The 25587-nt window shown below is 41.2% G+C and carries 22 protein-coding genes and 1 riboswitch; of the genes, 2 read left to right on the forward strand and 20 right to left on the reverse strand.

From position 1 onward, the window contains the following. Positions 1-532 precede the first annotated feature (532 nt). The 10 genes from DQW11_RS14355 to DQW11_RS14400 all read right to left on the reverse strand — a co-directional run bounded on the left by DQW11_RS14355 (position 533) and on the right by DQW11_RS14400 (position 9361). A complete protein-coding gene (locus tag DQW11_RS14355) occupies positions 533-958 on the reverse strand; it encodes a DUF1801 domain-containing protein (protein WP_113924745.1) in 426 nt (141 codons plus the stop codon). 4 nt (positions 959-962) lie between these two features. Further along, on the reverse strand, positions 963-1517 hold the full coding sequence (locus DQW11_RS14360) for a YdeI/OmpD-associated family protein (RefSeq protein ID WP_113924746.1): 555 nt from the start codon (positions 1515-1517) through the stop codon (positions 963-965). A gap of 142 nt (positions 1518-1659) precedes the next feature. After that, entirely contained in the window at positions 1660-2907 is a 1248-nt protein-coding gene (locus DQW11_RS14365; protein WP_113924747.1) for a serpin family protein, read from the reverse strand. Positions 2908-2963: 56 nt separating this feature from the next. After that, the gene (locus DQW11_RS14370; RefSeq protein ID WP_113924748.1) at positions 2964-4133 is read right to left on the reverse strand and encodes a trans-sulfuration enzyme family protein; all 1170 of its coding nucleotides are present in this window, start codon (positions 4131-4133) and stop codon (positions 2964-2966) included. A gap of 253 nt (positions 4134-4386) precedes the next feature. Beyond that, positions 4387-4493, reverse strand: a riboswitch (SAM riboswitch). A gap of 237 nt (positions 4494-4730) precedes the next feature. After that, positions 4731-5291, reverse strand: a complete 561-nt coding sequence (gene pth, locus DQW11_RS14375; protein WP_113924749.1) for an aminoacyl-tRNA hydrolase — start codon at positions 5289-5291, stop codon at positions 4731-4733. Positions 5292-5379: 88 nt separating this feature from the next. Further along, entirely contained in the window at positions 5380-5952 is a 573-nt protein-coding gene (locus DQW11_RS14380; RefSeq protein ID WP_113924750.1) for a 50S ribosomal protein L25/general stress protein Ctc, read from the reverse strand. A gap of 39 nt (positions 5953-5991) precedes the next feature. Further along, on the reverse strand, positions 5992-6918 hold the full coding sequence (locus DQW11_RS14385; RefSeq protein ID WP_113924751.1) for a ribose-phosphate pyrophosphokinase: 927 nt from the start codon (positions 6916-6918) through the stop codon (positions 5992-5994). Positions 6919-7030: 112 nt separating this feature from the next. Next, positions 7031-7753: a 2-phosphosulfolactate phosphatase gene (locus DQW11_RS14390; protein WP_113924752.1), complete on the reverse strand. Its 723-nt coding sequence runs from the start codon at positions 7751-7753 to the stop codon at positions 7031-7033. Between the two features lie 65 nt (positions 7754-7818). Then, complete coding sequence (gene gcvT, locus DQW11_RS14395) at positions 7819-8913, reverse strand: glycine cleavage system aminomethyltransferase GcvT (protein WP_113924753.1); 1095 nt, start codon at positions 8911-8913, stop codon at positions 7819-7821. 121 nt (positions 8914-9034) lie between these two features. After that, on the reverse strand, positions 9035-9361 hold the full coding sequence (locus tag DQW11_RS14400; RefSeq protein WP_113924754.1) for a HesB/IscA family protein: 327 nt from the start codon (positions 9359-9361) through the stop codon (positions 9035-9037). 91 nt (positions 9362-9452) lie between these two features. Here DQW11_RS14400 and mce point away from each other — a divergent pair, with 91 nt between their 5' ends. Both mce and thiL read left to right on the forward strand, forming a co-directional pair. Continuing rightward, complete coding sequence (mce, locus tag DQW11_RS14405) at positions 9453-9857, forward strand: methylmalonyl-CoA epimerase (RefSeq protein ID WP_113924755.1); 405 nt, start codon at positions 9453-9455, stop codon at positions 9855-9857. 118 nt (positions 9858-9975) lie between these two features. Beyond that, positions 9976-11004 (forward strand): thiamine-phosphate kinase, encoded by a 1029-nt coding sequence (gene thiL, locus DQW11_RS14410; protein ID WP_113924756.1) that lies wholly within the window; start codon positions 9976-9978, stop codon positions 11002-11004. Between the two features lie 86 nt (positions 11005-11090). Here thiL and DQW11_RS14415 read toward each other — a convergent pair whose 3' ends face one another. The 10 genes from DQW11_RS14415 to DQW11_RS14460 form a co-directional block, all read right to left on the reverse strand. After that, positions 11091-12170: a bile acid:sodium symporter family protein gene (locus tag DQW11_RS14415; RefSeq protein WP_113924757.1), complete on the reverse strand. Its 1080-nt coding sequence runs from the start codon at positions 12168-12170 to the stop codon at positions 11091-11093. Between the two features lie 98 nt (positions 12171-12268). Continuing rightward, positions 12269-13753, reverse strand: a complete 1485-nt coding sequence (locus tag DQW11_RS14420; RefSeq protein WP_113924758.1) for a mandelate racemase/muconate lactonizing enzyme family protein — start codon at positions 13751-13753, stop codon at positions 12269-12271. Between the two features lie 50 nt (positions 13754-13803). Beyond that, positions 13804-14745, reverse strand: coding sequence for an RraA family protein (locus DQW11_RS14425; RefSeq protein ID WP_232826767.1), 942 nt, complete (start codon positions 14743-14745; stop codon positions 13804-13806). A gap of 31 nt (positions 14746-14776) precedes the next feature. Further along, the gene (locus DQW11_RS14430) at positions 14777-16057 is read right to left on the reverse strand and encodes a mandelate racemase/muconate lactonizing enzyme family protein (RefSeq protein WP_113924759.1); all 1281 of its coding nucleotides are present in this window, start codon (positions 16055-16057) and stop codon (positions 14777-14779) included. A gap of 53 nt (positions 16058-16110) precedes the next feature. Beyond that, on the reverse strand, positions 16111-17397 hold the full coding sequence (locus DQW11_RS14435) for a mandelate racemase/muconate lactonizing enzyme family protein (protein ID WP_113924760.1): 1287 nt from the start codon (positions 17395-17397) through the stop codon (positions 16111-16113). Positions 17398-17421: 24 nt separating this feature from the next. Continuing rightward, a complete protein-coding gene (locus DQW11_RS14440) occupies positions 17422-18357 on the reverse strand; it encodes an RraA family protein (protein WP_113924761.1) in 936 nt (311 codons plus the stop codon). 72 nt (positions 18358-18429) lie between these two features. Further along, complete coding sequence (locus DQW11_RS14445; RefSeq protein WP_113924762.1) at positions 18430-19950, reverse strand: SusD/RagB family nutrient-binding outer membrane lipoprotein; 1521 nt, start codon at positions 19948-19950, stop codon at positions 18430-18432. Positions 19951-19961: 11 nt separating this feature from the next. Next, positions 19962-23444: a SusC/RagA family TonB-linked outer membrane protein gene (locus DQW11_RS14450; RefSeq protein ID WP_232826753.1), complete on the reverse strand. Its 3483-nt coding sequence runs from the start codon at positions 23442-23444 to the stop codon at positions 19962-19964. 149 nt (positions 23445-23593) lie between these two features. Then, positions 23594-24628: a FecR family protein gene (locus tag DQW11_RS14455; RefSeq protein WP_113924763.1), complete on the reverse strand. Its 1035-nt coding sequence runs from the start codon at positions 24626-24628 to the stop codon at positions 23594-23596. A 119-nt stretch (positions 24629-24747) separates the two neighbouring features. Continuing rightward, positions 24748-25350 (reverse strand): RNA polymerase sigma factor, encoded by a 603-nt coding sequence (locus DQW11_RS14460; RefSeq protein ID WP_113924764.1) that lies wholly within the window; start codon positions 25348-25350, stop codon positions 24748-24750. Positions 25351-25587 lie beyond the last annotated feature (237 nt).

Raw genomic sequence — 25587 nt, forward strand, 5'->3', positions numbered from 1 at the left:
CCAATAAGGATAAGGGGTCACTATGAAATCAAGTAAAAAAAGGAGGTGCCCTTAGGCCTCCAGGGGGAAAATAATTGGAAATGAATAACGAGTCTTGGTAATCAAAAAAGAATTTTTGACATAGGCTTAAAGGAAAATTGAGTCCAATATTAGTTGGCACTATGGCAAGGAAAGTGAAATTTTCGTTGTTGAAGTTCTCGTCAATGTTTGGACAGGAGATGCATTCGACCCCTTTTTGTCCCTGGTGGATGTTAAATAGGACATGATTTAGATGTCTGTCTTGGCGATCGGAATCATGTACAATATGTGGGAGTTGTTCTTGGAAATCTGGAAACTCTACGTGTCCGTGGTGATGGTGAGGAACAATGCTGTGTCCCAACATCATCAATGTGGAAAGAGAAAGAAAAAATATGGACAAATATTGTTTCAGCATTTAAATCAAATATAAAGAACCCATCAAATGATTCATCATTTAAGGCAAATTAACTGTTTTAAATATAAATGATCCAAATAAACTGCTTGATGACAAAAGTCACTTAGTTGGGTATTTTTCAAGAATGAATTTGATAGATTCTTTGGCCAAAGCCTTGATGACATCTTCCTTCACATCTGAAAGCTTGTTGATATACACACAGGATTTACCGTTTTTGAATTTGCCTAATTGGGAAAGTAGAGAACCGTGATGACCTTCTACATCGCAGGAAAAATAAAGAGAAATAGCAGCCTTTCTTGGTGAAAATCCAGTTAGAGGCGCATCATCCTCCCGGCCGCTGTCATATTTGTAGTGGTATGACCCAAAGCCAATAATACTGGAGCCCCACATCTTTGGATCAAAACCGGAGGCTTCCCTGAAAATCCGGATCAGTTCAAAGCTATCTTTTCTTTTTTGATCGTCTTCTATCGCATTGATAAAATCCGCCACGGAGCCTTCAGTTTCCTGTGTTTTGTTTTTAGCCATGGTTTTATTTGTATTTGTCGTTAAGGCCGATTCCCTGTATGATCATAGGTTTGATTTTTTCAAGTCTCGTTAACTGTGTTGCTTCCCGTTTGGCTTCCTGAATATAAGCCGAATATTCTTTTTGCTTGTAGGGGCTGAGTTTTTCAAAACAGAAATTGAGTTCTTCATCCGAACACAGTGCTTCACTGAGTATGTTGGAGATTTCTATTTCTTTAGATTTTTCGGCTTCAGGTTTGGGCCCTTTTTTTGCATTTTCAATAGCTTCATTGATATAGGCGACGATTAATTCAGGATTGAGTTCTTCTATATCATGGAATCTCCATTGCCGTTGTGACTTGGTTTTACCCTCCTGTGCATTGACCAAAACCTGCAATGGATCTGACAAAGAAACCCCGTCGTAAAACCAAATCCCGACATAGGATTTGAATGCCGCGATGCCCAAAACATTTTGACCCTGATAGGTATAGACATCAATTCCCCATTTGACAGTTCTCACAAGTTCCGTTTGTGAAATAACGGATTTCAGTTTTTTCAATATTTCCTTTGGGTTTTTGATCATTTTGGGAAGGATTTGAATCAGAATCTAATTTAATTCTGATTCAGATAAAATACCAGCCTTAGGCTTGGACAAAAAATAATGAAATAGCACCAAAGGAACAAAAGTCGGCCTTTTATGCCTTTTGGTCATAACTCACATAACATCAAAGTTTTGAAGGATCACCCAGTTTTCCCATAAATAGAATCGCACCACTGTGTTTTTCCTGAATAAAGAAAATGAAAGGTTTGTCCAAAGTAACTACTGAAGGTAAGGAAGGTCCGGCTGAAGTTTTTTCTATGACTTCCACAATGGTAGCTGCTGCCGCCTCGCTGCCTTTTTCATCTACTTCAATCATTGCATCATGAATGACTCTGGAGATTTTCAGATCATCAGTGGGATTAGAAAACAATTTGGTGAAGTTATCGGGATGGAAATAGAAAGGCCTGACCAAACCCATTTGAATGAGGTCATCTTTCATGTTTGCCATTTTGTACTTCATCTTGAATTTGGGCATTTTAAGAATGAAGTTTTGCTCTGACGAGTTTTTTCTCCACATTTCAATGTTACCCAAATTCAAATATTGGCTTACCTGATCAAGATCTCCTTGCGGATTGTACAGAATTCCCATGGAATATTGGCCTGTGGAATAGGGTATTTCAAAGTAGTGGTATCCATCTCCAAAATAACTTCTAAATGCGGAAGGTTTATCCAAATCCATCATGTCTACCAGAACAGGATTCCCAGGAATAGGATAAAAGTTTTCCTTTTTGGTTTTGGAAGCTACAAATTGATACTTCCAGTCAGCTTTGTAATATATGGCATTGACCAAATACATGACGGCATCGGAGGGGATTTCATCCAGCATATCCTTTATCAGGTCGTTTGTCTTTTGAGCAATCCAGTTGTTGATGATGTTGACTGAATTGGGATTTAGCATGTCAAGTCCGGCGATTTCAGCATTATAATATTCCCTAGCGGTATTTTTGAAAGGCACTTGTACTTGATACTCCTGCTTGTACCAAATGGCATTGGCAATGGACAATTTAACTTTCGGATCAACTTGGAGCAAAAATTCGGTCAATTCTTTGGAGCCACTGTTGGCATCATTAATACTCATCCCTTCATACCTCAGAAGATCTACAAATTCTTGAAGAACTTCACTCTCGTTTCCGTTCATGGTCATAGAGAGTGCCTGATGAATGCTATAAGGACTATAAAATTGATTGGCTTCATCAGGGTCATTCAACTGAGCAAAAAGATCAAGCGCGAATTTTGTACTTGAATTGGCCAGTTCTTTCTCATATGTGGCCAATGTCCTCAAATTTGCTTCTGTTGGTTTTATTTCTTCGGAAGGCACACAGGCAAAGAATAGTGCACCAAATGAAAAGAGGGGAAGGAGAAGTTTTTTCATAGTTTGAGCATTTGATTGACTAAACGGAGAATAGTGCCAAAACGCTACAATGAAAACTACTTAGATTTCTCCAATGCCCTTTCTACATCCTGAATAATATCTTCATAATGTTCCAAACCGACTGAAAGTCTTACCAATCCGTCCGAAATCCCGACTTTTGCCCTTTCCTCCACCGAGAGTTTGCTATGCGTGGTAGATGCAGGATGGGTGATGATGCTGCGGCTGTCTCCGAGGTTTGGGGTGATGGATACCATCTGAAGGGAATCTATGAATTTTTGTGCCCTTGCCAATCCTCCTTTCAAGGTCAGGGTGATGATGCCTCCTCCTTGTTTCATTTGTTTTTTGGCAAGTTCATATTGTGGATGGGAGGGAAGGAAAGGATATTTGACAAAGTCAATTTCTGTATTCCCCTCAAAATAGGAGGCCACTTTCAAAGCATTTTCACAATGCCTGTCCATTCTGACAGCCAAAGTTTCCATGCTTTTTGACAAAATCCAGGCATTGAAAGGGGAGATCGATGGGCCTGTATGTCTTGTGAAAAATTCAACTTCTTTGATCAGTTCTTTTTTGCCCAAGATCAATCCTCCCAAAACCCTGCCCTGTCCATCAATGTATTTGGTGGCGGAATGTGTGACGATGTGCGCTCCCCATTTTGCAGGTTGCTGCAGGTAAGGTGTGGCAAAGCAATTGTCCACCACCAAGATCAGGTTGTGCGCAGCCGCAAATTTTCCTGCCCACTCCAGGTCAATGATTTCTAATCCCGGATTGGATGGTGTCTCGATGAACAGCATCTTGGTGTTGGGCTGCACCAGTTTGTCCCAATGTTGGAAATCCGAAATATCTCCGTAAGTGGAAGTGATTCCCCATTTTGGAAATATGCGTGTAAGCAACTGATGAGTAGAACCGAAAAGAGAGCGAGAAGCCAATATATGGTCTCCTTGCTGCAAAAGGGATGCAATACTTCCAAACATGGCAGCCATTCCGGACGAGGTCGCAATTCCGGATTCCGTTCCTTCTGCTGCACATACTTTTTGGATCAGGTCAGAGGAATTGGGATTCGAATACCTTGAATAAATATTTCCTTCAATTTCCTCCGCAAACATTTGCCTTGCTTCTTCAGCCGAATCAAAAGTAAAACTTGAAGTCAGGTAAATCGGCGATGAATGCTCTCTTTGGCTTGATTTGCTTGCGCTGATGCGGATGGCGTCGGTTTCAAAATGGGACATGGGAATGGTATTTTGCTATTGGTTAATAGGTTAGAGGTGCGTTGAAATAAGGAAATTAGTGAATGGAATTTGGTAGGATAAAAAAATCAGTGCCAATTTATGGCAAGAACACAGATTATTTAAGATTGATGAAAAATTAGAAATATGCGCTTCATCATGCTTCGTACTTCGTACTTCGTACTTCGTACTTCGTACATCGTACTTATCAAACTTGAAAACACCCAATAAATGAAAATAAAATCGCATAATGTCTAATTTATAGTTCCCTTTAGTAGGGCAGGTTTTGGCACCTTTCTCGATGTGTCGGGATGGTTGCCAGAGGGTCAGCGAGCCTGTTCTCTCACCTCTTCTTTATAAATCAGTTGCCTGAAGTGTTCACAAAGAAAGTTTCCAAAAAGTTGATTTCAAAAGATTAGGGTAATAAAATGGAAATAAAGTTGAAATACGATAGAAATACAATGGAAATAAAGTAGAAATAGATTGAAATACAATTGAAATAGGGTAGAAATAGATATTTAAAGATACTGGATATTAAAGGATATTGGATTCTGATAGGACTTATTGTCTCATGTCTCACGTCTTATGTCTCACGTCTTATTAATCATTAAATTGTGTCATCGTCATATTGATTCCGACTGTGCAGAAGCTGAGGACCATGTCTATGGCTTTGTCCATAAAAATCGGAAGTTCGTCGATTTCTTTTTGAGACCATCTTCCGAGAACATATTCTATTTGCCTTCCTTTAGGAAAATCGTCACCGATCCCAAACCTCAACCTAGGATATTCCTGGCCGCCTGTAAGTTCTTCAATGTTTTTCAATCCATTATGGCCGGCAGAAGATCCTTTTCCCCGCATTCTCAATTTACCAAAAGGCAAAGCTACGTCATCCACGATGACAATGATGTTTTCTTTGGGAATGTCCAATTCCTTCATCCAATAATTCACCGCCTTACCGCTCAGGTTCATGTAAGTGGTGGGTTTGATCAGGTAAATCTGTCTACTTTTGTATTTGAAATTGGTACTGAACGCAAGACGGTCACTTTTCCAGGTTACGCCTTGCTTGTCAGCGAGTCTGTCTACTGTCAAAAATCCTACATTATGTCGGGTCAACTCATATTCAGGACCGATATTCCCAAGTCCTACAATCAGGTATTTCATCAATTCAGTTTTTGAAATGTGGAGCAAAAATAAAAAATCCTGCTTAAGGACTAAGCAGGATTTGATTTATTGGTTTTAAGAAGTGAAATTATTCACCTTTTTTACCTCTCAATGCTCTTGGAATACCTACAGAGACGATTGATACATTAGGGCTGGTAAGGATATCAAATCCCTCTGCCTTCACTTCACCTACTCTGATTGACTTTCCAAGGTCTAAGTTTGACACATCCACCTTGATTTTGTCAGGAAGGTTAGCCGCTAGACCTTTTACAGCAATTTTTCTGGTTTTGAATTCTAACTTACCACCTTTTTGAACACCTGGTGCCGTACCGACAATTTCCACAGGAATTTCAAATTTGATAGCTCTGTCAGGGCTGAATGCCAAGAAATCTGCATGCAACAATACGTCACTCACAGGGTGAAACTGGCAATCTTTCAATACCGCTTTCATTTTGTTGCCTTCAATGTTCAAGTCAACCGTGTGCACATCTGGCGTGTAAACAAGGTCTCTGAAAAGAATGGCAGGAGAATAAAAGTGGATTTGTTCTTTGATCGCAGGACCGTAAACTACACAAGGCACATTGCCTTCTTCACGGATCTGCTTCAAGTCTCCACTCTCGAGATTTGCTCTTTTAAACCCTATAATCTCTAATGATTTCATAAATTTTTAATTTGATTGTATATGTTTGATTAAGTAATCCTAAATAAATAACGCACTGATGGAGGTATTGCCTGTGACCGCGTGGATTGCTTTTGCAAACAAATCAGCTACAGAAAGTACTCTGATTTTTGAGGACACCTGACTCATTGGGATCGTGTCTGTGATGACAAGTTCTTTTAAGACAGAATTTTCAAGATTTTTATAAGCATTTCCTGACAAAACCCCATGGGTCGCAATCGCCCTTACCGAAGTCGCTCCTTTTTCCATCAGGATTTGCGCGGCTTTGCAAAGTGTGCCTGCTGTATCGACCAAGTCGTCCACCAAAATCACATCTTTTCCTTCCACCTCACCAATTACCTGCATGGAAGCGATTTCATTGGCTCTTTTTCTGTGCTTGTCACAGACGACCATTTCTACTTCGAAATGCTTGGCGTAAGCCCTTGCCCTTGCTACTCCCCCTACATCAGGAGCGGCAAATATCATGTTGTCTAAGGCAAGCCTTTCCAAATAGGGCACAAAAATAGCTGATCCATTCAAATGATCCAAAGGAATATCGAAAAAACCCTGAATTTGTCCGGCGTGAAGGTCACAGGTCATGATCCTGTCAGCACCGGCGGAGGTCAGCATATTTGCAATCAGTTTTGCTGCGATAGAAACCCGCGGTCTATCCTTCCTATCCTGCCTTGCATAACCGTAATATGGAATCACTGCGCAGACCTTGTAGGCGCTCGCCCTTTTGGCAGCATCTATCATCAGGCAAAGCTCCAATAAATTATCTGCAGTAGGGTTGGTAGTCTGAATCAAAAAAACAGTGCAGCCTCTTACAGATTCGTTGTAGCTCGGGGACAGCTCTCCATCGCTGAATTTGGAGATTGTTAAGTCTCCTAAACGTTTTCCATAATGTTTGGCAATTTTTTCTGAAAGTTGAAGGCTGTTGGTTCCGGAGAAGAGTTTGACCTCAGACATGATGATAGGAGGGATAAGCGGTTAAAAGAAAGGCTTTTTTTGTAGCAGCAAATGTATTGAAATTTGGTTGCTTTAAGAATTTAAGCTGAGATAATTGGAATAAAATTCGGCATCAATTGTCTTTTGATGGAATCCCTACCAACTCATCTCCTTCAAGAAAGCCAATGATATCATATAAATCTACAGATAAACAAAAATCAATATCTGCTTCGATGTTGTGGTTTTGTAATCTTTTGGCGTGGGAAGCTTGGCCCAAGAAAATCTGAAGCCTGTGGGAATTGCTTTCATAAAGACTCTTTAAAGCAATTGCTGTATCACAGTCTGTTTGGAAATGTGGGTGCAAACTACTGACCAAAGCACCTGCATATAAAGAATCCTCCAAATTGAATTTTCCTTTCCAGCCTGCGCAGAGGATCAAAACGTCCTGGGACTGGTTGATAAGGTATTGGGCTGTGGCTTTCAAGTTGACAAAAGCCCCAAGTACAACTTGATTCGCCTCGTCTTTTGTTTTTTCGATTGCCAAGGTTCCGTTGGTAGTCGTCATGGCAATTTTTTTACCGGCATACGCATGGTTAAAATATGCCAAGGGTGAATTTCCCAATTCAAAACCTTCTGCCGTAAGCCCATTTCTTTCGCCTGCTATAGTATATCCTTTGGAAGCAAAATCCCGGCATGCTTCTAGGTCCATGATAGGGGTGATCGACTTCACACCATTTGCCAAGGCAGCCATCATAGTGGAAGTCGCCCTAAAAATATCCACGATGACCACATTTTTCCCTTTGGTATCATACAGGTGAATCAATTCAGGACTCACGCAGACTTCAATATTTATCATGCTTGATGTTTAATAAAAAAACCCGCAAAGGATTCCTTCTGCGGGCTTGTATGTATGTCCTTTGATTATTTTTTGTACAATGGAAATTTCTCCACTTTCGCCAAAAGATTTTTGTTTCTGACGGTTATGGCTATTTCTGTACCTGGGGTGGCATATTCGGATTTGACATATCCCATCCCTATACCGACTCCCATAGAAGGTGTCATAGTGCCTGAAGTGACATCGCCAATAGGTTCTCCATCCAGATTGACAATCGGATAATGGCCTCTTGGAATACCTTTTTCCTGCAAAATGAATCCTACCAATTTTTTGTTTACTCCGTTTTCTTTCTGTTTTTTTAGATTCTCTGAATTGATAAAATCCTTGGTGAATTTGGTGATCCAACCGAGTCCCGCTTCGATAGGCGATGTTTCATCATTGATGTCATTGCCATAAAGGCAATAGCCCATTTCCAATCTCAGGGTATCCCTTGCACCAAGACCAATCGGCTTGATGTCATACGGCTTTCCGGCTTCAAAAACTGCATTCCAAACCTTTTCTGCGTCTTCGTTTTTGACATATACCTCAAATCCTCCGGCACCTGTATATCCCGTCCCGGAAATGATTACATCCTGTACTCCTGCAAAATCCCCCACTGCAAAATGGTAAAATTTGATATCAGAGAGGTTCACACTTGTCAGGGATTGGACAGCTTCGATGGCTTTTGGTCCTTGGATAGCAAAAAGGGAAATGCTTTCAGAGATATTTTCCAACGTGGCACCCATGTCATTGTGTTTGTTGATCCAATTCCAATCCTTTTCAATATTGGAGGCATTGACGACCAACATATATTCTTCTTCCCCGAATTTGTAAACGATCAGGTCGTCTACGATTCCGCCTGTTTCATTTGGAAAGCAGGAATATTGGGCTTGGCCAATGACAAGTTTGGAGGCATCATTGGAAGTTACCTTTTGGATAAGACTAAGGGCTTTGGGTCCGGTGACTTTGAATTCACCCATATGAGAAACATCAAATACGCCTACTCCCTGCCTTACTGTGTGGTGCTCCTCAGTATCTGAAGAATACCTCACAGGCATATTGAATCCTGCAAAAGGAACCATTTTGCCTCCCAAAGCAACATGGAGGTCATTGAGTTGTATTTTCTTGATGTTTTCTGACATAACAGGGGGTTTATTTTCTTGTCGGCAAAGGTAACAATTGGAATAAAAGTTTCCCTGCCACAAATAAAAAATGCTGATAAAACTTATCAGCATCTCTTTTTTAATATTGAATGTGTATGGTTTATACCGAGAAACTTTCTCCGCATCCACAAGTCCTTGAGGCATTTGGATTGACAAATTGGAAACCTTTGCCATTCAAACCATCAGTAAATTCAAGAACAGTTCCTGCTAGATAGAGTAGACTTTTTCTGTCCACCAAAATCTTGATGCCTTTGTCTTCAAAGACATGGTCAGTCTCCACCAAACTGGCATCAAATCCAAGATCATACATCAATCCTGAACATCCGCCTCCTTTGACAGAAACCCTGATGTTTTCATTTTCGGTTCTTCCTTCCTCTTTTCTCAATGAAAGGATTCTTTCCTTTGCCTTTTCCGAAACAGTTATCATATCTTTAAGTATTAAATTCAGTTGTATAAAGCATGAAGTTAACATGCTTTAAGTTGAATAAATTCAATAGCAAAGATAAAAAATTATTGAAATGAGAAAAATAGAGCATTTGGGGATTGCGGTAAAGGATATCGAACAATCCAATCAACTGTTTGCGAAATTATTGGGAAAGGATAATTATAAAGAAGAAGCGGTGGAAGGGGAAGGGGTAAAGACCTCGTTTTTTATGATTGGAGAGACAAAAATTGAATTGTTGGAAGCGACTAGACCTGATAGCCCTATTGCAAAATACTTGGATAAAAAATCGGAAGGGATCCACCATATCGCTTTTGATGTGGAAAATATTTATGCCGAAATGGACAGGTTGAAAAGTGAAGGTTTTGAGATTCTCAATGAAACACCCAAAGAAGGTGCCGACAACAAAATAGTTGTATTTTTGCATCCCCGATCAACCAATGGGGTTTTGGTGGAATTGTGCCAAGAGAAAAAAGGTTGAGAGAATTGAAATCCCGATAGCCATCGGGATGGAAAATTGAAAAATTTGAAAATTACTTTCGAAAAATTCTTCATAGTTTAAAACGTAATTGGAGAAATCTCCATTTAAAAAGAACATAATGTCAGATAAAAGAACAGAAATAGGTGAGATAGGCGAATTTGGCTTGATAGACCACCTGAATGAAAGTATCATTATCAAAAACAGTTCAACGGTATTCGGTATCGGGGATGACGCTGCAGTAATCGATTCTGGAGATCATGTCAAAGTGGTCACTACTGATTTGCTTTTGGAAGGGGTACATTTTGACCTTTCTTATGCGCCGTTGCCACATTTGGGATTCAAGGCTGTGGCAGTGAATGTATCCGATGTTGCAGCCATGAATGCTATTCCCAAACAAATTACAGTCAGCATCGCCTTGTCAAACAGGTTTTCGGTAGAAGCAGTAGAGGCATTGTATTCGGGAATCAACGCCGCAGCTGAACATTACGGAGTAGATGTAATTGGCGGTGATACCACGGCTTCACGGTCAGGTTTGGTCATATCCATTACTGCCATCGGAGAAGCAAAAAAAGGACAACTTAGCTTCAGATCAGGTGCCAAAGTCAATGACATTGTCTGCGTGACCGGTGATTTGGGAGGCGCTTTGGTCGGATTGCAGATTTTGGAAAGGGAAAAGCAAGTCTATCTTGCCAATCCGGAAATGACTCCTGAATTGGATGGTTTCCAATATGTCACAGGTCGTCAGCTCCGTCCTGAAGCAAGGATGGACATCATCCATGAAATGCGGGAAATGGAAGTTGTCCCGACAAGTATGATAGATGTGTCTGATGGATTGGCTTCGGAGCTTTTTCATATATGCAAAGCTTCAGGAGTAGGAGTGACGATCTATGAGGACAAACTGCCAATTGACAAACAGACCTTTGATACTGCGGTAGAACTGAATCTAGATCCGATTACCTGTGTGTTGAATGGGGGAGAGGATTATGAATTGCTCTTAACGATCGACCAAAAAGATTTCTCCAAATTAGAAAAACACCCTGATATCCATTTTATAGGTCATGTGACCAAAGCTGAGGATGGCAAACTGATGGTTACCAAAAGTGGAACAGTAGTTTCTTTGAAGGCACAGGGCTGGAAGCATTTTTAGGTCTTGAAATCATCCTTTTATCTAAAAAAAAAGCCTTCGAGTTAATTTTCGAAGGCTTTTTGGCTAGATAGGTTTGATTCTCTAATCTAATCCTTCGGCGGCTTTCGATGCCAATAAGAAGCCAATATTGATCCGGTGATATTCATAAAAGGTCCAAAGACTGCAGAAGCCAGACCCACGGTAGCAATTTTTCCCATTTCTTTGGCAATACCGGAAGCCAAGCCGGCATTTTGCATACCGACCTCAAGGGCAATCGTCCTACAGTCGCGTTCATTCATTCTAAATAATTTGGCTGCCCAATAACCCAATGTATAGCCTGCCAGGTTATGGATAACCACCAATAAAATCAGAATCGGCCCGATATTCAATAAGCTATCCCGCCCTGCTGCTGTGATGATCGTTATGATCAGTGCGATTCCCAACATGGACACCAAAGGCATGGCAGCATCCAACCACTTCACTTTTCCACTTAGGAATTTATTAAATAGAAGCCCTCCACCTATTGGTATGATAACTATTTTAATGATGTCCCAAACCATTTTCCAAACATCGACCTGTACAAATTCACCAGCCAGCCAACCCATCAAGACAGGAGTGACAAATGGAGCCATGATAGTTGTAAATGCCGTTATGGTAATTGAAAGCGCAAGGTTTGCTTTGGCCAAAAAGCTCATCACATTGGATGCCATCCCACTTGGGGAACAACCGATCAGAATTATTCCTGCTGCAATTTCCGGTGGAAAACCACTCAGTTTGGCTAAAGTATATCCAATAGAAGGCATGATGGTAAACTGAAGCAGAATCCCTATGATAACTCCTTTGGGCATTTTGACTACACCTGCAAAATCTCCCAGACTCATTGATGTTCCCATGCCGAACATGATGATCTGCAGAAGGGGAACAATCAGTCCACTCAATTTGTAATCTCCAACCTGAACAAATGTAACCGGGTAAAACATTGCTGCAGTCACGCAGGCAAATATCATGATGGTATAGGTAAATCCTTTCAGTTTTTCATAGCCACGAAACATTATCCCGAGGGCAATCAAAAAAAGAATCCAAAAGGGTCCCGAGTGTTCCAATCCCTGAAAAAGGGTAATCCCAAGTGATGTAAGGAACAAAATGACTGAAAGAATTGTGGCGATTTTGATTACAGGATTTTTCAATGGATATCAAAGTTGTTTTGGGTACACGATAATAGCAAAAATATCCGAAAACCAGGATTGCTCCCAGCTTTCGGATGGCACTAACACAATCAATCTACTTAGCTCCAAGTCCTGTCGTGGGATCTCTTTTCATCCCATTCAGTGGTAGGTGCGAAGTAGGAAGTATCTGATTTATGAAGATGTTGTTTGATGACTTCGTCATTCAATTCTATCCCTAATCCAGGTGCAGTCAGAGAAACAGGGGCAAATCCTTTGACGATCATTTTACCTCCATCTGTGGTTTTGACCATATCTTCCCACCAAGGAAGATCCACGGAGTGATGTTCCAATGAAAGGAAATTCTGCGTTGCAGCTGCGCAATGAACGTTTGCCATAAAGGAAACAGGCGTACCAGCTTGGTGCATTGCCATGGCGATTCCAAATTCTTCAGCATAATCTCCAAGCCTTTTTGTCTCCAATAGACCACCTGAAGAAGCAAGATCAGGATGCACGATATCCACTGCATGTGAATGGATGAGATCTTTGAAATTTTCAAGAAGATAAATGTCTTCGCCGGTAGTGGTGGGCGTTTCCAAAGCATCTGTAATGGTTTTATGCTGCTCAGTCCATTGCCAAGGCACCATGTCTTCCAGCCAGGCCAAGTTGTATTTTTCCAAAGCTTTGCCAAGCTTGATACAGTTATTGACATCGATATGTCCATAGTGGTCTGTAGAAATCGGGATTTCGTATCCTACCATTTCCCTTACACTGTTTACAATTTTGGCTAATTCGTCAAGTCCCTTTTCGGTAATCTGGATTCCTGTAAAAGCATGTTTGGTATTGGCATAGGACATATAACCTCCTTGCCATTGACTTGAGTTTTGGTTCATAATTCCGGTATTGTTCAATGTACCTGGAATGTCTTTGACCTGATTGATGGATACGTCCATTTTGAGCCAAGAATATCCTTGGACCTCGGTTCTATACTTGATTTTTTCTTTTTGGTCTTCAGGACTTTCTCCTGTCGGCGTATCCGCATAAAGTCTGACAGTATCTCTGTAACGACCTCCTAATAATTGCCATGCAGGTACATTATATGCTTTTCCACAAAGGTCCCATAATGCCATTTCTACGGCACAGACGCCACCAGCCTGACGGGCTTGTCCACCAAATTGCTTGATAATTTTAAAAATCCTCTCAACGTTACATGGGTTTTCACCCAAAATCCTGCTTTTTAGCATCAATGCATAGCGAGGATCCGCGCCGTCCCTTACTTCACCAAGACCATATATTCCTTGGTTGGTATCAATCCTGATGATGGCTGTCCGTCCCAATACTGTGGTTACACAATATCTCAGGTCAGTGATTTTCAAATCTGAAGGAGCGGAAGCTTTTTGGACTTTGGAAGTTGTCTGGGCCATGCTGTCTTCAAAACTCAATCCCATCAATGCTGTCAGTGACATTCCACCCAATGCGGTTTTTTTCAAAAAATCCCTTCTATTCGCTTTGGTGTCTATATGGTCTATTTCAGCCTGTCTTTGCACGGCATACTGCCGCTCTTTTTCCTTTTGATCCGAAATGATGCTTTTTAAGGTGTTTTTCATCTTTATTTTGGTTTATTGTTTAAAGTTTATTTTGGGAGAAATGAAGAAAATCAATAATTACGCTCCTTGAGATAGTTGTCCAATTCTTGTTTTGACATTGGAAGTTTTCCTGGATACTTGCTTAACCAATCCAAAAAATCATTTTTGATGGCTTCTGTCCATTCACTGTCGATTTCGCCAGGAAGGTATTTTCCTTCGCGAAGTCTTTGGTGTCCAAATTCATCCCTCAATCCGGTCACTTCAGAAGTAATCACCAAGTCCTCCACCAAATGCGCCGGAATAAAGATTACTCCGTATTTTTTTGCTAAAACGACATCTCCAGGAAGCACAGTTGCCCTTCCAACTCTGATAGGGGCATTGATGGAGGTAAGCATCATCTGGTTGATGAAAGAAGGATCTTGGCCCTTGTGCCAGGCATTGAATCCTTTGATTTCAGTTAGGCCTTCTTGGTCTCTAACCGAACCGTAAAAAATAACCCCACGTTTGGATTTGGCATAAATGGAATTGCCTAGATTATCCCCGATCAAAGTTCCGTCAGCTATTTTGCCGTATCCGTCGGCCACGTAAACATCCCCATTGGTCAGGATATCAATCGGCCAAGAATTGGTACCTCCTTTTGGAGACCGCCATTCTTTGTTGACGCCTTGCTCTTTTACCTGATTTTGAAGATCCGGTCTTAGAGGCATGTATTGGGCAGTGACAACCCGCCCTGTCATGGCTTCATCCTCTAGGATGATTTGCCAATTGCCCTCATATTGGTTCTGATAGCCTTTGTTTCGCAATACTCCCCAAGCTTCTTCTATGGATATGTTTTTCAACCTTTCCAATATTTGGTCAGAAACTTTTGGTCTTCCGTCGGGAAACCTTTCGCCTTTCCATTCTGAAGTCAGCGCTTTGATATAATCTGGGGATGAACCCACATTCTGTGCTTTGGCAAACCCCGCGCTAAACAATAGGGCTGCTACCAAAAACATTTTCGAAAATCTGTTCATATAATTCATGGTTATTTGGGTTTGGTTAATACTATTCAAAAAACGGCATGTCTTTTACCGCATGTTTTTTCATCCCTTCTTCATTGATTTCGACACCGATTCCCGGTTTTTCAGAAAGCGTGATGAAACTGTTTTCTGTCCTAGGTCCATCATAGGTAACTATGTCTTTCCAAAGCTGATCCGTATCCATATAGATTTGCCATTCCATAATCATGAAATTGGGAACAGAGGCGCAAACATGACAACTCGCCATGGCGCCAAGAAATGAGGCTACCATGTGGGGTGCAAAAGGCACATAATATAGGTTTGCGAGATTTGCAATGCGTTGAGCTTCACCCAATCCGCCTGCTTTTTGGACATCCGGCATGATGATGTCTATGGCTGATTCGGAGAGCAATCTTGTAAATCCATATGCCAAATAGATGTTTTCACCGGTGCAAATAGGGGTAGAGGTCTGTGTGGTTATCGATTTGTAAACCTCAGGATTGTCGGCAGGTATTGGTTCTTCCAAAAACATCAGGTTCAAGTCTTCATACATTTTTGCCATTTTGAGGCCGGTGACGGCATCATATCTCCCGTGCATGTCGACACAGATATCAATATTGGGGCCTACTTCTTGCCTGACTGCCGCGATGGCATTGTACATTCTTTCGATTTCCATTGGGTTGGCAGTCCAATTGAACCGATCATATTTATTTGGATCTCTTGCGTCATCCACGTCAAATTTTACCGCATTATATCCTCGGTCTACAGCGCCTCTTGCCGCTTTGGCATAATCTTGCGGGGTAGGGTTGGTAGAGGTATATAAAGCTGTATCACAATAAACCCGGATTTTGTCTCTGAATTTTCCTCCCAATAATTGGTAAACTGGAACTCCAAATACCTTTCCGGTTAAGTCCCAAAGTGCTGTTTCGATGGCGGTCATGACGGCTACAAAAACCCCTGACTGTGCCCCACCAAAAAAAGCACCTTTTCTCAATTGTTCTGCGATTCGGTTGGGATTGAGTGGGCTTTGTCCTTTGATTTGGTTTCCCATTCTTTTGACCAAATGATAAGTCCCATGAATGGCATCAACTGCCTCACCGCATCCCCAAACATCCTGATTGGTGTAAATTTTAACATAAAGTGCTCCACGGACATAGCCACATTTAACATCTGTGATTTTGAGGTCTGATGGGTTGGAATAGGGTGACTGTCTGTCCACGGCAGCATTCAGTCCCTGTCCAAATGTTGACAAAAGTGCACCACCTGTAAGGCCTGCCACCAATCCTTTTTGAATAAATGACCTTCTGCTGTCTTTGCTGTTTTTCATATTTTGGGTTGTAATGTGATTTTAACTTCAATCGTTTTTGATGGCAAGTTTTCTTAAAAGAAGGGAGCATCTGCTACTGCATACTTCCTGATGGCTTCTTCATTTGGTGTCACGCCGACACCTGGCCGGTCTGTGAGATGGATATAGCCTTCTTTAATCAATGGGGCTTCAAGGATCAGTTCATCCCATTGTTTCCATTTGGAGAACCAATGCCATTCTAAACAAAGGAAATTGGAAATGGAAGCACAACAGTGACAAGCGGCCATTGCCCCAAATGGAGATGCCACCATATGTGGAGCAACAGGCACATAATAGAGGTTTGCAAGATTGGCAATCCGCTGACCTTCGCCTAGTCCACCGCATTTGTGTAGGTCAGGCATGACGATATCAGCAGCCTGTTTTTCAAGTATTTTTCTGAAGTCATGGGCCAGATACTGGTTTTCTCCAGTGCAGATAGGAGTGGTGGTCTGACTGGTGATTTCCCTGAGACTGTCCAGATTTTCGGCAGGTACCGGTTCTTCCAAAAACATGAGCTTGAATTGCTCCATCTCTTTGGCAATCTGAATTCCCGAAGGCAAGTCATACCTGCCATGGGCATCGAGGCAGAGGTCCATATTCATACCAATGGCTTCCCTGACAGCGGTGATCTGCTTCACCATCCGGTCAATTTCTCCATTGGAGGCAGTTCTGTTGAATTCATCCTGTTTTGAAGGATCTTCCGCCCAATCAATGTCAAATTTAATGGCTGAAAAGCCTGCATTTTTCACTTCCATAGCGCCTGCAGCCATGTCTTCCGGACTTTCGGAACTGCTGGCACCATCACAATACAAGCGGATCTTGTCCCTGAACTTTCCACCCATCAGACGATAAACAGGCTGGTTCATGGCCTTCCCGGCCAAATCCCACAAGGCTATCTCAATTCCGGTTAGAACGGCCACATACATGCCGCCCTGAGCTCCACCAAAATGTCCTCTTCTCAGAATCTGTTCCACGATCTTATTGATATCCAAAGGATTTTGGCCAATCAAAAATTGGGTCATATTGTCCCAACCTTCAGTTCCTGTCGCTACGCCATACGTCCCTCTCACCGCATCCATTGCTTCTCCATATCCTGTTATGCCCTGATTCGTTGTCAGTTTGACAAACATATGGGTTCCATGACCTTTCATGAAGGCTGTTTTGATTCCGGTGATTTTAAGGTCGGAGGGATTGGAATATTTTGGACCTCTGTCCACGGCTGCAATCAATTCCGAGCCAAAACCCGGAATCAAGGCCGAAGTAGCAACACCTGCCATCAGGCTTTTTTGGATAAATGAACGTCTGTTGTTGTCAGTTTTCATGTGGAGAGATTTTGGGTTAATGCTTTACCAAGTCCTTTTCTTCAATATTTCTTGAATCTGCTCCCGTGGGATTGGGAGCTCATCAATATGTTCATTGAGCCATTTTGAAAAATCCCTTTCAATATCATCGGACCATCTTGTGTCAATCTGGCCAGCAGTGTAAACTCCTGCTCGGAGTCTTTCGTGTCCAAACATGTCTCTAAGACGAACTACTTCGGAAGTGACGACAACCTGCTCCACCAAATGGGCTGGTATGAAAGAAACGCCACCATCTCTTCCCAATACCACGTCTCCTGCCATTACGGTCACTTGCCTGATTCTGGTAGGTTGATTGATTCCTGTCAACATGGTATTTAGATTTCCTTGCTGATTGTGGTGGGAGGGATGATAGCTTGTATAGTATGAAGTAAATCCACCGATTTCTTTCAAACCAGTTACATCTCTGACAGCACCATCGTACACAATACCATTTCCTGTTTTTGCGTATATGGCATTTCCAACATTATCGCCGATGGTAGGGCCGTCTATCTGGATTCCAAATTGATCCGCTACATAGACATCCCCTTTGACCAATATATCTACCGGCCATGAGTTCTGTCCGCGCTTTCCGGCTTTTTTGCCTCTTTCGTCAATTGCATCATGGATGTCAGGACGGCCGGGCAAGAAAGTCGCCGTGACAGCCCTTCCTATTAGAATACTGTCAGGATTGATGATTTGCCAACCATCCGCATACTGGTATTTGTACCCGGCATTTTTCATGACAGCCCAAGCCTCATCGTGGGTGACAAGCCTCATTCTCTTTAGTAAATCATCAGAGACTTTTGGCCTTCCATCTTCAAATCTTTCCCCCTTCCATTCACGGGTAAGGTATATCAACTCCTCTTTTGAGATTTGTTGGGCTTGGATACTGCCTACCAATAGAAAACAGCATAGTAGAACAGGGATTATTTTCCTAGTCATTTTGGTTGAATAAAATTAAAATGGATGTTTGGGAAAATGAAGGTTCGGCATGAACCGAACCTTCATAAGGAATTATTTATGCCACCAAACCCTTGTTTCAAGGTCATCTTCACCTTGGGCGGTGATAGCTGCACCTACATTTTCGGAGTTAACCGAAATTTCAGAGTTGGGATAGGTCAACCTATTGATAAACAACACTTCTCTTCCAGGGAATGGATTTGCCTGAAGTGTCGGGAATCCTGATCTACGGAAATTTGCAAATGATTCAGGCCCATTCATCAGAGATGAAACCCAATATTGGGTGTTTATTTGCTGAAGTGCAGTAGCGTCGACCAAAGGATTGGCTGTGATATAGGCTTCAATGGCAGGTGCCGGAATTGTGGAAGCTGCATCGTGCAACGCCATTTGCACCATATGTGCTCTGATGCCTGCTTGGAAATACTCAGCTGCTGTACCGGTAGTGATCCATCCTCTTTGTCTAGCTTCTGCCAACAAAAGGTTTGTTTGCGAAGCTGTCACCATAAATCCTGGTCCGGTTATTTTCGCTACCCTTCTTCTATCAACTTGACTGAAATCATAGAAACTTGCCAGGCCGAGGTTTGCTGCAGCAGTGACCGCACTTGCGTTATCATTGCCCATCGGCATACCGATCTGAACAGCAGGATCAATAGATTGTCTAGCTGGAACTTGTTCAGAACCTGATTTGGCACCTATATACCTTACAGCAATTGCTCCTAACCTTGGGTCATTGGTACTTTTCAAGAAATTTACAAAAGGCTCTGTCATGTAAAAGTTAGCCGCCTCTGTAGCATTCAAAGTATTTCCAATGGGGTTAGTATAGTTTGCATCATGGATGATGACAGCATTGTCGTTGTTGGTGGTGATAACACCTCCCGCAAAAGCCTTGGCAACAGTTTGTTGCGCCTTGGTTGGATCAACTTTGCTCAATCTCATTCCTGCTCTCAATAGGAGAGAATATCCAAAACGTCTCCACTTGTCTATGTTACCTGCATAAAGGATGTCTGCAGTTTCGACTCTTCCGTTTGCATTGAGTGCTGCTGATGCTTCTTCAAGTTCCTTGATGATATCAGCATAAATCAATTCTTGGGAATCGTATTTTGGATAGAAAATCTGGTCACTGTATCCGATTCCGGCTTCAGTATAAGGAATGGAGCCATATGTGTCAGTAAGTATCATAAACCCATATGCCTGCATGATCCTGGTCATTTGCAATAAATTGCTTCTGGTAGGGTCATCTTTGATCCGGAATATGATGTCTTTGGTGTTCTTGATCACATTTCTATAATACTGTTGCCAGTTGTTTTGTGTGGAAGCCCTATTATCCTGATTGAAATTTGCCCCTGTCAATACGCCTGAGTTTGGAGAAATAATTTGTTGGACGATTCCCAATTCATAAACCAATATTCCAAAAGAATTTGGTGAAGCATTGATGGTAGCATTGTTCAATTGAAACGCAGGATCAATTGAGGTTGCAGCAACTCTATTAGTGTTAAGCTCATCAAAGTTTTGGTCACATGATGTGCTATAACCTAGCATCAGCACAAGGAGGATAAAATTTAATATCTTTTTCATGGTTGCTCTGATTAAAATTTGACATTAAGATTGAAACCAATGCCTCTTGTAGTAGGAAGACCTGTGGATTCCATACCCACGAGGTTATCCGAGGTATATCCAAATGATTCTGGGTCAATGTTATCCACCCATTTTTTGATCATCAGGACGTTATTTGCTACGAGGTTAAGTCTTACTGAAGTTACAGGAAAATTTTTAGGGATGAATTTGGTGAAATCATATCCCATAGTGATTTGTCTCAGTTTCCAGAAACCTGCATTGTAAATCACCGGTTCTACCAAAGCCTGAGACCTTACGACTTCCCAATAAGATTGAACAGGTGCCACAGCTGTATTGACTTCGCCAGCCTGATTGACTCCATCGCCTACCACACCGCCTTCACGTCCTTCAAGTGTCATTTTGTGCAATCCATGTCTTACTGCATTGAAGTTTGTTCCGGAAAGCATTTTTCCACCCAATCTGAAGTCGATCAGGAAGGAAAGTGAAACTCCTTTATAATTGAAAGCATTATTAATACCTCCAATCCATTTTGGAAGCGCACTGCCAAAGTTGATCAGATCCAAAGTTCTCAATGGCAAACCGTTTGCACCAAAGATTTTTCTTCCCTGATCATCTCTCCTGTAACCAAAACCTGCAATCTGGCCCATTTCTTCTCCAACTATCTGTCTCAGTTCTCCATTGAATACGTGAGTACCCACTGTGATTCTGTCTCCAGGATTTTCAGTAAGTAAACTGAGAACCTCCGTGATATTGTAAGCTCCGTTAAAGGACGCTTCCCAGGTGAAGTTTTCGGTTTCAACAGGTACGACGGTCAATAACATTTCGATACCTTTATTGCTGCTACGACCGCTGTTGATGGAGGTATTGACAAATCCGGAAGCGTCAGAAATCTGAGCACTTACAATTTGGTCACTGGTGATTTTGCTGTAGGCCGCAAGATCCAATGCCACTCTGCCTTGGAACATCTTCATATCTATACCGATTTCAGTTTCTGCAACCCGCATCGGCTTCAAATTTGGATTTGGAAGGGTGCTTCCAATAGGACCGCCAACAGGCTGGTTATTGAATAAGTTGGCATTGACGCCATAAAACAAAACATTGGAATAAGGACCAACATCCGAGTCACTACCCACTTCCGCATAGGCCACTCTCAGTTTACCGAAATTCAGCCAACCTGTGGTTCCTGTGTTTTCGGTAAATACCCAGCTAGTGGAGACGGAAGGATAAAGGATGCTTCTGTTTTCAGGAGAAAGTGTCGAGAACCAATCGTTTCTTATGGTACCATTGATAAAAAGGAACTTTTTATATGAAAATTCAGCAAAAGCGAAAAGGGAATTTACTGCCCTTTCGGACCTGTCAAAAATCGGATCTTTAACCCTACCGTTTTGGACTGTGTAGAGATCACGTACCACAAAATCTCGTGCCTGTACGTTGTTCACATCAAAACTTCTTTGCATATGGTTACCACCGATGTTGGCATTGATACCATAATCACCAAATTCTTTGGTCGCGGAAAGGATGAAATCAGCGTTAACTTCTCTGAATCTTCTTGATTCCTGAGTATAAAGTCCGTTGACAAATCCTACAGGGGCAGCAGCCAAGGAAGCCTGTCCTGTCGGGAAGTTGTTGAAATCTTGGTCTCGTGACCAATAATCCTGTCCTACACGGCCTTGGATATAAAGCCAAGGAGTGATGTCATATTTCACGGCAATGTTTCCAAAAATCCTGTCCCTTTTGATGTTATTAAATTGTCTTGCAAGGGTAAAATAAGGATTGGTCCTGTTTCTGAATCTAGAATAAACCGCCTCATTTCCCTGAATATCAAATTTATTTTCATCCAATACATTCAAAGGCATCGAATTAGCCATATTATAGAGCGCAGTAGGAATGGAGTTATCCTGGTTGGCGACGTTTGGCGGGTTTTTGTTTTCCTCGATAGAGTAGTTGATATTTCCCTTAAAGTTTAACTTTTTGGTCAATTGGTAGCCAAAGCCTAAATAAATGGTCTTTCTGTTAAATGAATTGTTTGGAACAATACCCTTGCTATTTAGATCAGAAAAAGAAAAGCTAAGGCCACCTTTTTCACTTGAGGTAGACAACATGATGGAATTGGTGGTATTCTGACCGTTTCTGAAGAATTCATCTATTCGTCCTTGTACGGGCACATAAGGAACAGTGACGCCATTAAACAGTACTTGGGTCATCCCAGGTGCGAATTTTTCCCCAAATGACCATTGTCCAGAAGTTGGATTTGGAGTGGTAGGTCTGATGCCTTGCTCACCTTGTCCATACTCATACTGGTAATCTGTAAAATCCAAAGGTGTTTCGTTGGTGTAATTCAAGTTATAAGTTATTCCAATACCTTTTGATTCACCTCTAGATTTGGTGTTGATCATGATGACGCCATCTTTTGCCCTAGATCCATACAATGCAGATGCCGCGGCACCTTTTAGTACAGTCATGCTTTCGATATCATCAGGGTTGATACTGCTGAGTCCATCACCACCGTCCGAAGTGATACCACCGCCTCTAACACCGATGGAATTGTCCGCTCCACTGTTACCCGGATTTGTTCCAAAGTTGGTATTGTCAATCGGAATACCGTTGACAACGATCAGTGGATTGTTTTGCCCTGAAATGGAAGATTGGCCACGGATCCTGATTTTGGTTGTTCCGCCAGGACCGGTTCCCATAGGAGAAATTGCAACGCCGGCAATTTTTCCTTGAAGTGCATTCATAAAATTGGGAGTCCTGTTGATGGTCATTTCATCAGAACCAACGTTGGTTGCTGAATAACCAATACTTCTTGAAGTTTTTTGGATACCCAATGCCGCAATAACGACTTCTTCAAGTGCCCGGGCTTCCTGTACCATCACCACATTGATAATGGATTGGTTTCCGACCTCAATTCTTTGCGGAGCAAAACCTATGTAAGAAAACACAAGCGTGGAACCTGCAGGAGCTGATATTTTATATTTTCCATCGATGTCAGAAACTGTTCCCTGGGAAGTTCCTTCAATAGAAATGGCAACACCTGGCAAGGTCTCACCTGACTCAGAGGTGACAGTTCCTGTGATCTCTACAAAATCGTCATTGACTTCAATGTCGATTTTTTTGGAAGAAATATCAGGAGCCAGAGATTTGACACTGATGACATTATTGACTTGCTTGAAATGAAGGTGTTTTTTATTGGCTACTTCCAAAAGGACATCGGCTACTGTACCGTCAAAGGTGCTGAGTTCTATATTTGAATTGTCCTTTAGGCTCTTTTCAGTGTAAAAAAAACTGTAATCTGTTTTGCTTTCTATGGCATTTAGGATGTTTTCCAGACTGCCTTCCCGGATATCAAGTTTGATGTATACCTCATCAATACTTTTGATCTGGACCAAATTGCTGTTTGCAAAGGTTGCATTCATGGCTATGGTCAATATAAACGCACTCAAAAGTGTGCTTTTAAAGACCATAATCGTTGTTTTTAGTAGTGATTGTGACATATTTTGGGTTGTGTTAGTGTCAATCATAAATTTTGGTGCTGATTTTCTTTTCCATCTTTTTGGGATTGGTCAAAGAAAAAAACCTCTCTTTAAACTTAAAGAAGCGGATGGGTTTGGTGTGGTCTATTTTTTTGTTTCATAGGCATGGGTTAGTTAAATTCAAGAATTACTTCATTTCCATTTATTTTGTATTCAAAATCTACAGAGTAACTCAAAACCTTTAATACATTGGATAGGTATTCATGGGGTTTGAAGGTGCCTGAACACTTATATTCCGGTAATTTTTTGTCACCAATGATTTTTATTTCTACCCCATACCATCTCTCCAGGTCTTCGATGACCAGATTTAAAGGAGTTTTTTCAAATTGCAGAATGCCTTCTTTCCAGCTAAGAAAATCGGACAAATCCACATTTTTCTTTTCAAAGGTGTTTTTGTCTTCTGAAAAATATACTGCCTCTCCGGGCTGTATTTCCAAAAGCTTATGGTCAAGACTGTTTTCGACCCGAACCTTTCCCGTGGCCAAGGTTACCTGAATGCCTGGATTTTCATCATATGCTTTGATATTGAAACTTGTACCCAAAGCGGTAGTGGCAATGTTGTCGGTGATTACTTTGAAAGGATGTTCCTCATCCCTTACGACATCAAAAAATCCCTCACCTTCCAGGGTGATGGTTCTGTTTGTGGCAAAGTTACTTCCATAAGTCAATTTGCTGTCCGCATTCAAAACCACTGTAGAGCCATCCGGAAGGGTGATTATTTTTTTATTTCCTCTGGGTGTGGACCTTTCAATGGCGACCGGAACATTATACTCAGGGGACACTGCTGACTCTTTAGGAGGGGAATTGAAATATAAGACGTAACTAACTGAAAAAACCAAAATCAGGGAAGCGGCCATTCCTATGGAGAACTTTACTAATTTGGGTTTTTTGATAGTAGATTTTTTTATAGGAGGTTTAGGGGTATTTTCTTCAACCTTTGATTCTACCAAAATTGGAATGTGTACGTTTTCTTTATCTTGATTTAACTCATGATTTTCTGCCTCATTGTCCCATATATCTGCTATGATAGCATTATAGGTATCTTCTCCCGCTGATGAATCGAGCCAGTTCAAAAAATCCTTTGCCTCTTTTTTTGAAAGCTTTCCTTCAAAAAATCTATCAATATCTTGTTTGCTATAATTCATCAAATCTTCCTTTCCTATATATAGCCTTTTCGAAAGGGATTTACTTAGCCGGAAATAGAAAATATTTTATTTATTTTCAAAAACGAAAAATATTTGAATGAATATCCTGTATTGTATGATTAAAAAAAGTAATAAATAAGTCCGATTGCCAAAGATTTGATGGCAATGAGGTATTGCTTTTGGAGTTTGTTTTTAATCGACTTTGTAGCCACATAAATATGGCTTTCAACGGTTCTTTTTGAAATACCCAGTTTTTCGGCAATTTCGCCTGAATGGAGGTTTTCATAATTTTTCATTTTGAAAATCTCCTTTTGGGTCTTGGGTAATTTTTCGATTTCTGATATTGAAATCCTCTCGAATTCTGAATATTCTATTTGTAATTCAGTTTCATTTGTTTCAGTTTCCTGATTGGAAATGGCATATACTTCATATGCTATCCGCCTAGCTTCTTTTTTGGAATTCTTAATGATGAGCGATTTGAGGATGGAAAGGAGGTATGCGTTGAAGGATAACTCAGAGTTGAGATTTTGCCTGTTCTTCCAGATGATCAAAAAAACTTCCTGGACAATCTCCTCGGCGTCTTCAGACGAAAGGTTCATCTTTTTGGAGGTATTGAAAATCTTTGGTCCAAAAAATTCAAATAACTGTGAAAAAGCTTTTTCATCGCCTTCCCTGAGCCTTGAGACTGCCGAAGGAATATCAAATGCTTTTTCTTTATTCATATTAAATAAATAAGTATTTCAATTAAAGGAACGCATAAATAGTGATTCTAGCAATTATTTATTTTTAGAATATTAAAAGATGAAATAATATTCTGTTCGTAATTGATAACTCAATATAATTATGCTTTTTAAAAAAATCAATAGTTTGGTGGATTTCAGAATTGATTTGCCTGACCTGAGGTAGAATAGTATGGTTATATGGAAAAAAAAATCAAAGAAGTCTCCCCGTTTTGAAAG

Source organism: Cognataquiflexum aquatile, assembly GCF_003316845.1.
Taxonomy (GTDB): domain Bacteria; phylum Bacteroidota; class Bacteroidia; order Cytophagales; family Cyclobacteriaceae; genus Cognataquiflexum; species Cognataquiflexum aquatile.